Here is a 12082-nt window from a genome sequence, read left to right on the forward strand (position 1 = left end):
TGCGTGCGGGTAGCAGCTAAACCGTATGAACTACAATTGAGAACAAACACTATAATTGAAATACAATACCAATATTGTTATCCGGTTAACCAAAAGCAAAAAATTCTAGTTGATACGCTCGAATATTAACGGCCCAAAGGGAGCGTTTTGCTCATCGACTTTCGACAGCGATATGCGACTTGTTCTCTAGTAAATATGACGTGTGGCCTCTCGGAGTAAACGTTTGAGAGCTATCCTTATCTTTTACATCCAGTGACGTAGCGCAACTCACCAATCCACTGACGAACAATAGGAAGATAATAGTATGGCCACTGTCTATGTCAGCATCGGTAGCAACATTAATCGTGAGCACAACATTACAGAATCTTTAAAGGCGTTGAACAAACAGTTTGCACCTTTACAAATCTCTGGTTTTTACGATTGTGAGCCCGTTGGTTTCGAAGGGGAGAGCTTCTTAAACCTAGTCGTCGGGTTCGAGTGTGAGCTACCTGTTGCAGAGTTGATTGAGATTCTCCACCAAATCGAACTAGCGAGTGGTCGCCAGCGTGAGACCAAAGCATTTGCTTCTCGCACGATGGATATCGATCTCCTTTTGTACGGCCATCAAGTGGGCCTTGTCGATGGCGTAGAGCTGCCGAGAGGCGACATCACCAAGTATGCTTTCGTGCTTCGACCCTTGGTCGATGTTGCCGCGCAAGAGTCCCATCCCACGCTAGGCATCTCGTTTCAACAAATCTGGAGTGAATTCGATCAGTCGAGCCAGAAAACACAACTCATACCTTTTAAGCTCAACTTCAATGAGTCTTTGTAGCTGATTTAAACCAACGGCTGGCCTTCTGGTCGCTATGCCTTGGATGATCTTTTTTTCTAACCAGCACGTAACTGCGATCACTCCCTAACGATCGGAAACAGTTATGAATCACAACGCGATTATTACTATTACTAATCTCAGACTGAGAACCTTTATAGGTTTCAATGAAGAAGAGAAAACCAAGCAGCAAGACATCATCATAAACGCAGAGATCCATTATCCCGCCAACAACCTTTGCCTTGCTGATGATGTGGACAACGCGCTCAACTACAAAAATATCTGCAAGAAAATTATTCATCACGTCGAGTCGGGCAGGTTTTTGCTACTAGAAAAGCTCACCAGCGACGTGCTCGGTATTTGTATTGATCATCAATGGGTACGGTACGCACAAGTGAGGGTCGATAAACCTCATGCCTTGCGTTTCGCCGATTCCGTTTCGCTTACCTTGAGCTACGAAGCAGACCACAACCATAATCCACAAGGAGCGAGCTAATGTTGACTGCCGAAGCCGAAAAAGTAAGAAAAGCCTTGCTCGCACAGGGCCTCGAAACCCCGATGATACCGAGTGAAATGAACAGCGACCAAAAGTACAATCGCATCAAAGGACTGCTAACAGAAGTTGTTAGTACGCTTGGTTTGGATTTAACCGATGACAGTCTTGCTGAAACACCGCACCGCATTGCCAAAATGTATGTCCATGAGATATTTTCAGGGCTTGATTACAATAACTTTCCAAAAATCAGCATTATAGAAAATAAAATGTCCGTCGATGAAATGGTCAAGGTGTCGGGCATTGATTTAACATCAACGTGTGAGCATCACTTTATCACCATTGATGGGTTGGCGCAGGTAGCCTACATTCCTGAATCCAAGATTATTGGGCTATCGAAGATAAACCGTATTGTGCGCTTCTTTGCTCAGCGTCCTCAGGTCCAGGAGCGCCTTACTCAGCAGATCCTGGTTGCGATACAAACTCTGGTTGAGACCGAAAATGTTGCGGTGACGATCAAAGCCACTCACTATTGCGTGAAATCCAGAGGGGTGATGGATACCAACTCTGAAACCTCAACCACCGCGCTTGGTGGTATTTTCAAAACCAACCCTCAAACTAGAGCTGAGTTCTTGCGATGAGTGAAACCATTGTTATAACCGGTGTGGGAAAGCGTCTGGGCTTTGCGCTGGCGCAGCAGCTTTTATCCGACAAATACAAGGTGATTGGCACCTACCGTAGCGACTATCCTCACTTGCAACGATTGCGCGACGGTGGCGCCGACTTACAGCACGTAGACTTTTATCAACAAGGCAGCTTAGAGAGATTTCTTAATTACGTGGGGCAAGAGTACAAGGCACTTAGGGCCATCATACATAACGCCTCTGACTGGCAGCCGGAAAACAAGCAAAACCCCAGTGAGAACGCCTCACAAATCATAAATCAGATGATGACGGTGCATGTCAGTGTGCCCTATCTCGTCAACTTAACCCTCAAAGACCAACTGATGTTCGGCGATGTAACCTCAGACATCATCCACATCAGTGACTACGCTGCAGAGAAAGGCAGCAAAAAACACATCGCTTACGCGGCCAGTAAAGCGGCTCTCAACAACCTGACGCTCTCCTTCTCCGCAATGCTAGCTCCCAAGGTGAAAGTTAACACCATTTCCCCGGCCATGCTTAAGTTCAACGAGCATGACGATGAGAACTACAAAGCCAAAGCCTTGCAAAAAGCGCTGATCCCCACAGAGGCGGGCTTTGAAGAGGTGATTGATGGAGTCAAATTTGTTCTGGCGAGTCAGTACATGACAGGGAGGACGCTGCACCTAGATGGCGGTAGGCATTTGAAGTAAAACCTGTGGTTGTATGTCTATTGCACAAAGAGTACTGGAGTATAGCGGAAGCGGGGCTGTCTAACATAAGGGTAGAGGCAAGTTAATCCCCGATAGATTCGGAGCAACTAGGTGTGTCGACATCAGTTGATTCAAACAATATTCTAATACCATTTGAGTTTCATGATGAATGCCATCAACATAGGCGGAAAAATTCCGCCCTCAAAGGCGGCATACATTCTAGTTAGCTCAGGAGAATGAAGTTGAAAGGAAGTTGTTTGTGTGGTGATGTTTCGTTTGAATTGTTGGGGGAATTACCCTCGATCTATCAATGTCATTGCTCTTTATGTCGTAAAGTTTCTGGTTCTTCTTCAAACTCGGCATTAATAGTCAAAGCATCAAACTTTAGATGGTGCTCAGGCAAGCCGTTAATCAAGGCGTACGCCACAAAAACCGGCTTTAAGTCGGAGTTCTGCACGCAATGTGGCAGTCCAGTGCCAAATTTGACCACCAGTTGTGATTCATACTGGATACCCGCAGGCTTAATAACCGACGCTACTAATACAAGTATATCGGCTCACGTTTTTGTTGGCTCTCGAGCCGACTGGGATGAGGGCTTTCTCGGTGACAATATCCCAAAATTCGAGATGATGCCTTCTGATATTGATTGACGGGATACAGTCTTGGATGATCCGCCCCTTTAATACTGGACACTCCGTTAAGCAACATTCACACCGGTAGTTATTCGTAATTTATTAAGGTGGTAAGGTCACCGAAACATTAATCTCGATAGTCGAGTCAGCCTATTGCTAGCAAGCATCTGTTGCTCACTATTATGCGTATAATGTTTAGTAGTCTCGCAATAGCCTATAGCACACTAATTTAAATGATTTGGATAGTTATATTACTTATGATCGCGCTGTGCGTCTTCCTGCCGGGCCTGTGGGTCAGGCATGTGATGGACAAGTACAGACAGCCCACTGATCGCTACCGTGATAAGGGAAGTGGTAGTGAGCTTGCTCGCCATCTTTTGGACAGCTTTGGCTTGGGGAACGTTGATGTAGAGGAGACCGCTACCGGCGATCATTATGATCCGGTCGCTAAGGCTGTGCGTCTGACGCCGGACAACTACTCAGGATACTCACTAACGGCGGTGACGGTGGCCGCCCATGAAGTGGGGCATGCCATTCAAGATTCACGCCGCGAGACCTTGTTCCTAGCGCGGCAGAACCTCGTAAAGGCCGCCATGGTCGGTGAGCGTATTGCCGGAATGATGCTTGTGGCCGCTCCGCTTGTCCTAATGCTCACCCGCGTGCCGCAAGCGGGCGCGATAACGATATTGATTGGCGTTGTCTCAATGGCATTGAGTACTCTGGTACATCTGTTGACGCTTCCGGTTGAATTCGATGCCAGTTATGGCAAGGCTTTGCCAATTTTGCAGAAAGGTGGTTATCTGCATGAGGGTGATCTGCAGCACGCAGAGAAAATTCTTAAGGCGGCGGCGCTGACCTATGTCGCTGCCTCACTCACTAGCTTGCTAAACCTGGGGCGATGGATCGCGGTGCTTCGTCGCTAATGGTGGCGCGGTGGCGTTTGCTTTTTGTGGAGAGATTGCGCTATTGCGTTGTCTCAACGATCACACCGAGTGCCTGTGCCTCTCTCAGGGAGAGCTTATTAGTCACAACCGCTTGCAAGGCAGCCTCGGACATCAAAAACACTTGTCCTGCAGCGGTTGGCTCTGGCACATGGATATCGATGCTGCTGTTGGCGGTGACTTGCGACCATAAATGGCTATCCACCAAGTAAATGTAAGCTTTTTCTGGCAGTGTGGGCTCCTGATCCGCGATGAGTTGTAACCACCAGGTGACTCTTCTCAAGCCTTGATTACCCGGTAGGGCCTCTGGGTTCGCCAGTTGTCTACCAAGGACGGCATGTTGGGTGGCGATCGCGACTTCTATCGAGCCTGGATAGCTTTGGGTAAATGGGTTAGAAAATTGCCCATCATAGCTGCAAGCCCACGTCAGTGAGCTTGCAGTTAGGCTTGCCACTAGGGCAAGGGTCTTATTCATTTTTTTGACCTTACGGGGTTACGATGTTGAACCAGAAGTTGAATGTATCAAGCATCTCGACAAACTGCTGAAACACTTCGGGCTTGCCCTCAAGTTGAATATCACCATCAGCGATAGCCTTCTCTAAAGTCAGCTTTCCAAGCTGGATATCATCGAGGGTGGCCTTGGTAAGAGTCAGTGCGACATCGGACTCCGCGGCTTGCTTACGGGTGTGGTTAAGGACAGAATTTTCAACCATCAAGCTGTATTGTTCGTCGAGATCGGTGAAATTAACATTAATAACAAAGGTTTGCCCAGCGGCTTTGTCGGGTAATATACGCACTGCGAGGTAATCAAACAACATTTCAGGTGGCATATTACGGATGATATCGGGTGAGGCAGTGTTGGTTCCGCCCGCGCTCGGAGTACCGTTGCGCAGCTCAAACGCCCCTTGCAGGTAGACTGAGCGCCATGGGCCAGATTCTGCTTGGTAGCCCAATTGCTCATAGCTGTCAGCAAGCAGCGCTTTGCCCTTTTCGCTATCAGGGTTGGCGAACACTACGTGTTTCATTACCTCAGCGACCCAACGGTAATTTCCGGCGGCAAAGTCTTTTTGTGCCTTGTCTATAGTTGCTTGTTCACCCCCCATATACTCGACGTATTTAATCGCGGCTTCAGTTGGCGGAAGGTTGTTTAAATCGGAAGGATTGCCCGAGTACCAGCCCATGTATCTTTGATAGACTGCTCGACTGTTATGGCGCAAAGTACCGTAGTAACCCCGCGTGCTCCAATTATACTCGAGCTCATCAGGGAACTGGATGAGCTCAGAGATCTCAGAACCAATGTAACCTTGGTTCATCAAGCGCACGGTTTGGTCGTGGGTGTATTTGTACATGTCGCGTTGCTTTTTGAAGTAATCAACGATGTTGGCTTGTCCCCACTTCGGCCAGTGGTGGCTTTGGAACTTAACTTCAACTTCATCGCCCCACATCTCGATAGTTTCTTGCAGGTAGCTAGACCATTTGAGTGCATCACGGACCTGCGCCCCGCGCAGAGTGAGAATGTTGTGCATTGTGTTGGTGGTGTTTTCTGCCATCCACAAGGCTTTCTTGTCAGGGAACCAAGTGTTGATCTCTGTAGGAGCCTCAGAGCCTGGGGTGTACTGGAATACCATTCGCACACCATCAATCGTCAGCTCATCACCAGTTTGCTCAATGATATCAGTGGGTTTGATTAATGTTGCCAGCCCAGTTGAAGTTGTTTGACCCAATCCGCCATTCACTCCACCAAATTCGTTCCTTGGCAGCAGCGCGCCATACATGTACACGGCACGTCGCCCCATGGCATTGCCGGCAATCACGTTCTCCGATACGGCGTGCTCGGTAAAGCCATGGGAGGCGATGATTCTGACGTTGCCATCAAGGACAGCTTGTTCATCAACAATGCCGCGTACTCCACCGAAATGATCGATGTGGCTATGGCTGTAAATAACCGCGACAACAGGTCGCTCGCCAAGCTGCTCATTGATAAAAGTCAGTGCGGCTCTTGCAGTCTCTTGTGAAATAAGTGGGTCGAGGACAATCCAGCCGTTTTCGCCTTGAACAAATGTGATATTGGAAAGATCGTAGCCTCTGACTTGGTAAATACCCTCGGTGACTTCAAACAGTCCATTCAGCATATTTAACTGAGCATTTCGCCATAGACTGGGGTTAACACTGTTTGGCGCATCTGCTTCAAGAGTGATGAACTTTTTGTATTCTTCGAGATCCCAAACCACGTCATCTTGATCGTTGGTAATGGTCACGACACGTTGACTGGCGATAAAGCCCTTTTGCGCGTCTTCGAAGTCTTGTTGGTCATCAAACGGCAGCGTCGACAACAATTGCTGATTGTAGGCTTTGGTGACTTCGCTTGCAGGCTTCGGTGACTCAGCACAAACTCCAGCTGAGAGGCTTGCAATCACAAGTAGGGAGGTGATCTGCCTCATAGGGTTGCTCCTGGTTAATGAGTTAATTAGCAGTAGTATCAACTATAGATTGCTTTAGTCAGTCTGGATCACAACGGGTGGAAATTAACGATGAGTGAGATAGGGAAGGAGAGAATTGAACTTGATGGCAGCCAGATTAAGGCTGCCATCTCAGGCTAGATTAGCCAAGGAAAGTAATGTACCCCTGAAGAATAATCAGGTTGACAATATCAATGAAAAACGCGCCAACAATTGGCACAACCATAAAGGCTTGTGGTGATGGGCCAAAGCGATTAACGATGGTACCCATATTCATTACTGCTGTTGGCGTTGCACCAAGACCAAACCCACAGTGACCACCGGAAATGACCGCCGCATCGTAATTCTTGCCCATGGCTTTGTAAGTCACGTAGTAACAGAACAGACCCAATATAACCGATTGCACACTGAGGATCACTAGGAACGGAACTGCGAGGTCAAAGATGTTCCATAGACGCAGGCTCATTAGTGCCATCGCAAGGAACAGCGACAGAGATACCGTACCCAGCATATCTATGGTTTCAGTATCAAGTTTGCGTACCTTGGTAATTTCTAGGAAGTTGGTAATGATCACACCAATAAAAAGGGCATAAACAAAGTCAGGGATCATTAACCAGCTGATTTCATAGGTCGAAACCCACTGTTCAACATAGCGCGCACCGGTGACGCACAGCAGCAAAAAAAACAGATTCTCGACCACTTTTTTCGCCGTTACCTTGTCTTCTTCGTACTCATTGTACGTGACCAGCTCAGGGAATTTTTCGTGGGTATGAGTGCTGCAACCATACTCGGACTCGATCTTGTTTTTCTCGATCAAGCGCTGGGCAACGGGTGAGCCAATGATACCACCGATGATCAGGCCAAATGTGGCGGATGCCATGGCAATCTCGAGTACGTTCTCAAAGCCATACACCTCCTGGAAGGTTTGTGACCACGCGGCACCAGTACCATGTCCACCAGATAGGGTGATGGAGCCAGCGATCAGACCCATAAGCGGGTCAAGGCCGAGCAGGGAAGCCAGCGAGACCCCTACACCGTTTTGAATAATGATATACACCGATGCGACCCCAAGAAACAGGAACACCTTCGCGCCACCTTTCATTAGCTGGGTGTAATTTGCCGCCAAACCAACGGTAGCGAAGAACATCAACATAAAGGTATTTTGTAGAGGTAGATCGAATTCGAGGTCGACACCGTTGAAGTGCAGACCTGTGATGATACAGGCGATGATCAAACCGCCAACAATGGGCTCAGGAATGTTGAATTTCTTCAGGACAGGAAGCTTGGTGTTGATAAAGTGACCTAAGAACAGGACCAAGATTGCAATGAGAAATGACTCTAGTGCACCGACAGAAATTAGTTGATTCATATAACCTCTTTTTATTGTTGCTCGGTCATCCTCCTTAATGAATGAGCGTTAGTCTAATTTGTTCAACCGTATCTCGCATTATTTGTATGCGCCTGAAGCTAGTTTCTGCGCGTAGGTGGCGATGCTTTTTTGTGCCATTTTGATGCTGCAAAAACGTAAAAAAGAGCTCAGTGAGCTCTTTTGTTGCGAGAGTAAGTGTTTGTTATTAATAACCAAAGAGCCTAATCCAATCTCAATTCCGTGGAAGTTGGCACCCTGAGCGGCTGAACAAACATTTTTCCTCTGAGGCACATAGAGCACACGGTGGCGTTCACGCCAATCCTCTGCTTATGCGTTTAAAAATAGACCAATTCAAGCGCTTTTTCTTGATTCATCTGGACCCATCTCCTCAGAGAGCGCGGCACTATACCATATGATAACTGGTTTGACCTGATCGAATTGTTGCTAAGTGTTTGAGGAGGCTATTGCAATATCCCAGAGTGGACCGCTATACCGAGCAACGTCAGCGAATAGATCCGTCCAACTCGAGATCGATTTCACAATCGCTGCAGCTCTGCAGGGCAATTTCATGTTCAAACGCGGCTGTGTCGTGATCAGAGCCCATCAGCTGATTGATTTCATTCGCAACTTCTTGCTCATCTTCCGGCTCAATTTGAGCAGCAAGTTCGTCTTCTGAGTAACCGAAGAAGTTCAACAGCAGATACACGCGAGCCTCATCTTTGTCGCATGTGACGTTGACGGTAAGGTCAGGCTCAACATTACCTTGGCTGATCATGGTGTCGACCTGCGCTAGAACATCTTCTTTCATCGTGGCGGTTAGCCAGCCCAAGTCAGTGCTTACTTTGGTTTTCTTACAGTTAAAGCAAGGAAGTTGATGGAAGTAGTATTGAAAATCGTTCATGGTGCTTTCTTCTTTAGGAGTTTTCTTCAGTGTTAGACGCTACGATTATGCCGTTTTTCTTGCAAAATGCCATCCCGTTGCCTTTTTCACTCTGGGCAGATGTTTTTCAATTTGGCTACCAATTAGCTCAACAGTGCAGGATAACCACTCTGTCACAACCAAGAGCAAACCTGTGTACGGATCTCTGCTGCTTTTTGATTTGCATCAGTGAATTTAATTAGAATTGCGCCATCTTAATTTTAACCGTCGCTGGCTGTGGATAAAGTAAGAATCATGGAGTGTGGAGGGCTCGTTTTTACCATCTGCTCTTATGGGTCTATACCTAATTTAATGTGTTTTAAACGACCGACGGTAATATGACGCTCAAACAGATCCTTCAAATCGATAATGTTCGCTACTTCTTGATTTTTCGCAGCAGTTATTTTGCGCGCTTTTACTATCCCGTTTTTACCCTATTGTATTTAGATTATGGACTGACCCTGTCGCAGTTCGCCATGCTCAATGTCGTATGGGCGGCCACCATCGTGATTTCCGAGGTGCCCTCTGGGGCTTTTGCCGATACCTTGGGGCGCAAGAAGCTGGTGGTGCTTTCATCGTTTGCGATGTTTATTGAGATTGCCATGATTGCCTTTGTGCCAACCGGTAACCCGACTTTGGTGTTTGTGGTGTTTTTTATTAACCGTGTATTGAGCGGTTTGGCAATGTCTTTGGCCAGCGGTGCAGATGAAGCTCTAGCGTACGACACGCTCAAAGAGCAGGGGAAAGAGAACGCGTGGCCACAGGTACTGCAGATCCAGTTGCGAATTGCTTCGAGCGTGGGCATTTTTGTCACCCTGATCGGGGCGGCGATGTATGATGTGGATTTTATGGCAAGCGTGTTTTCTCTACTTGGACTGCCAGTGCCAGAGAGTACACAGGATCTGATGCGTATTCCGGTGATCGCCACTTTGTTTGTCGCGCTGGTGGCGATTTACGCCGCTTTCAACATGCAAGAGGACCAAAAGCACGTTGACAATGAAGGTGAGTACACCTCGAGTGCGATGGAGAGCCTCAAACTGACGATGGCGACATGTAAGTGGGTACTCTCGACCCCTTATGTGCTGTTTATCTTGCTGTACTACAGCTTATTTGAGCACACATCACGGATGTTTTTGACCATGAACAGCCAGTATTACCACGCAATTGACATACCAATCCTCTATTTCGGGTTCATTGGCGCTGGGATCAGTGTGCTGCAAATCCTACTTGCAGGTCAAAGTCGGCTATTGGCAGAGCGTATCGCTCCCAAGCCATTTATTGCACTGGCGGGAATTGCGACCATGGGCACCTACTATTGGATAGGTTTGGGCTGGCCGATTTATGGGGTCATTCCAGCGTTAATTTTAATCTTCATCATTATGACGATGAACATTTTTACCAGCTATCACCTCAACAAAAATACCGAATCGCATAATCGCGCCACGGTGCTCAGCTTTAAAGGCTTGATATTTAATTTAGGTTATGGACTTATTGGTATGCTATACGCTTATTACTATAAGTTGGTTTCGAGCGGTTACAGCGAAGTGGAGATAGAAGAGAACCTAGCATTTTTGGCCTCACTGTCGTCGTTCTTCTACTATTTTACATTGCTGTTTGTCGCTATTAGCGTGTTTTTCTATTTCAAGAACAAACAGTGCTCTGTGTTTTAGATCCGCCGTTACCAAGGGATGACTCTTCCTTCGTAGTCATAGCACAGCCCACTAGCGCGTTGGTCCCACTGGCAGATCAAACTGCACAGTTTATCGGCAACCCACTGGGGTGACTTGAGTTGTCCTTCAGGCAAGTGCCTTTGGAAAGGCTGCGATAGCGATGTATCTATGGTGCCTGGGTGAAAGGCCACCACACAGCATTGCGGGACTTTGATCTGCCACTCAATCGCGATGTTCTTTATTGCCATATTCAGCGCAGCCTTGGAGCAACGATAGCTGTGCCAGCCACCTCGTTGATTGTCCGAGATGCTACCTACGCGTGCAGAAAAACTGATCAAAAATGTTTTGTGTTTAGTATTAAGCTGGCGATGAAAATGCTTCGCCAGTAGCAGGGTGGGCAGGGTGTTATGTGCTATCGAGTTTAAGAATGCGTCAGGATTGAGCTGAGTGATCGTTTTCTCTGGCTTTTGCTCGCTGGCGTGTAGAATACCTACTGTGTTGATCAGTATGTCGATGGATGTAAAGTGGCTGGCGAGGCTCTCAATTTGATCCTCGCAGGTAACATCACACTGATACCACTGAATTGATGTAGTGCTTTTAGGCTTGCCGTCACAATCGGAAGTGCTTACAGGAGAGGTGTGATGATAGGTTGCGTGGACATCATAACCCATCGACATTAATGTGTTTGCCAGTGCCTGCCCAATGCCGCCGCTTCCCCCAACGATCAACGCAATCATAGTGAGTCCTCTTTCACACTTAATGCCCATTAACTACGCGCATTGGAGTAAAATGTTCAGGTTTGATTGCGGGCTTTAAACCAAATATTGCAGGGCTTGCTGATCACAAGCTGTTCCGCGTCATGACCGACGATACGTAGCCAACTTAATGGTTGCAGCTCTTGTCCTTTGAAGATTAATGCACCAGTGAGCAACAGTAGCTCGACATGGGTGAAGCTCTCAAAGGCTGGCAGTGATTGAAACACATCGATACTCACTAAGCCGACTTGCTCGCTATGATGTTGGTGTAAGACGATGGGAGTGTCAGTTGCGTCCAATTGCGTATACTGTCGGACAGACTCGGTATCATCCTGATTGATTTGATTGAGCTTGACGAATAACAAGCAGCCAGGTTGGCTATAGGGAGTGTGGTGACTGCCTGGTGGGTTTCTAAGGTAAGTCCCTGCTGGGTAATCGCCTTGTTCATCAGAAAAGACACCGTCGAGGACAAGGATCTCCTCTCCTTGAGGATGAAAGTGTTGACTAAAGTGGGAGCGGGGATCATAGCGGACAATGCTGGTGACATGGCCGACCTCGGCAGCCTCACGCTCAAGCGGCTTGCGCCATACTCCAGGCAGTGGCGATGGCTGCCAGTCGATTGAGTTGGTATCAATTGCGACCGATTGAGAAAAATTCATGTTGAGCATGATGTGAGCCCTTG

General features: G+C 47.5%; 13 protein-coding genes. 7 read left to right on the plus strand and 6 right to left on the minus strand.

Translation table 11 applies throughout. The features are described from left to right. The first annotated feature begins 304 nt into the window (after positions 1-304). The 6 genes from folK (at position 305) to ACZ5R2_RS08180 (ending at position 4210) form a co-directional block, all read left to right on the plus strand. The gene (gene folK, locus ACZ5R2_RS08155; RefSeq protein ID WP_464901791.1) at positions 305-811 is read left to right on the plus strand and encodes a 2-amino-4-hydroxy-6-hydroxymethyldihydropteridine diphosphokinase; all 507 of its coding nucleotides are present in this window, start codon (positions 305-307) and stop codon (positions 809-811) included. A 103-nt stretch (positions 812-914) separates the two neighbouring features. Continuing rightward, positions 915-1304, plus strand: a complete 390-nt coding sequence (gene folX / locus ACZ5R2_RS08160; protein WP_464901792.1) for a dihydroneopterin triphosphate 2'-epimerase — start codon at positions 915-917, stop codon at positions 1302-1304. Beyond that, the gene (folE, locus tag ACZ5R2_RS08165) at positions 1304-1942 is read left to right on the plus strand and encodes a GTP cyclohydrolase I FolE (RefSeq protein ID WP_464901793.1); all 639 of its coding nucleotides are present in this window, start codon (positions 1304-1306) and stop codon (positions 1940-1942) included. The genes folX and folE overlap by 1 nt, the downstream gene beginning before the upstream one ends. Next, positions 1939-2655, plus strand: coding sequence for a dihydromonapterin reductase (gene folM, locus ACZ5R2_RS08170; protein ID WP_464901794.1), 717 nt, complete (start codon positions 1939-1941; stop codon positions 2653-2655). Before folE ends, folM begins: the two co-directional genes overlap by 4 nt. A 236-nt stretch (positions 2656-2891) precedes the next feature. Then, positions 2892-3305: a GFA family protein gene (locus ACZ5R2_RS08175; RefSeq protein WP_464901795.1), complete on the plus strand. Its 414-nt coding sequence runs from the start codon at positions 2892-2894 to the stop codon at positions 3303-3305. 215 nt (positions 3306-3520) lie between these two features. Continuing rightward, positions 3521-4210, plus strand: coding sequence for a zinc metallopeptidase (locus ACZ5R2_RS08180; RefSeq protein ID WP_464901796.1), 690 nt, complete (start codon positions 3521-3523; stop codon positions 4208-4210). Between the two features lie 40 nt (positions 4211-4250). Here the strand turns inward: ACZ5R2_RS08180 and ACZ5R2_RS08185 are convergent, their stop codons facing one another. The 4 genes from ACZ5R2_RS08185 to ACZ5R2_RS08200 form a co-directional block, all read right to left on the minus strand. After that, positions 4251-4703, minus strand: a complete 453-nt coding sequence (locus ACZ5R2_RS08185) for a hypothetical protein (RefSeq protein ID WP_464901797.1) — start codon at positions 4701-4703, stop codon at positions 4251-4253. Between the two features lie 10 nt (positions 4704-4713). Further along, on the minus strand, positions 4714-6669 hold the full coding sequence (locus ACZ5R2_RS08190; protein ID WP_464901798.1) for an alkyl/aryl-sulfatase: 1956 nt from the start codon (positions 6667-6669) through the stop codon (positions 4714-4716). A gap of 160 nt (positions 6670-6829) precedes the next feature. Further along, positions 6830-8056, minus strand: a complete 1227-nt coding sequence (gene gltS / locus ACZ5R2_RS08195) for a sodium/glutamate symporter (protein ID WP_464901799.1) — start codon at positions 8054-8056, stop codon at positions 6830-6832. A 502-nt stretch (positions 8057-8558) separates the two neighbouring features. Further along, positions 8559-8957: a hypothetical protein gene (locus ACZ5R2_RS08200; protein ID WP_464901800.1), complete on the minus strand. Its 399-nt coding sequence runs from the start codon at positions 8955-8957 to the stop codon at positions 8559-8561. A gap of 356 nt (positions 8958-9313) precedes the next feature. Between ACZ5R2_RS08200 and ACZ5R2_RS08205 the strand changes: the two genes are divergently transcribed. Next, positions 9314-10645, plus strand: a complete 1332-nt coding sequence (locus tag ACZ5R2_RS08205; protein WP_464901801.1) for an MFS transporter — start codon at positions 9314-9316, stop codon at positions 10643-10645. 8 nt (positions 10646-10653) lie between these two features. Here the strand turns inward: ACZ5R2_RS08205 and ACZ5R2_RS08210 are convergent, their stop codons facing one another. Beyond that, positions 10654-11382: an SDR family NAD(P)-dependent oxidoreductase gene (locus ACZ5R2_RS08210; protein ID WP_464901802.1), complete on the minus strand. Its 729-nt coding sequence runs from the start codon at positions 11380-11382 to the stop codon at positions 10654-10656. 56 nt (positions 11383-11438) lie between these two features. Beyond that, positions 11439-12068: a cupin domain-containing protein gene (locus ACZ5R2_RS08215; protein WP_464901803.1), complete on the minus strand. Its 630-nt coding sequence runs from the start codon at positions 12066-12068 to the stop codon at positions 11439-11441. Positions 12069-12082: the final 14 nt, after the last annotated feature.

The organism is Vibrio sabulosilitoris (assembly GCF_055391395.1).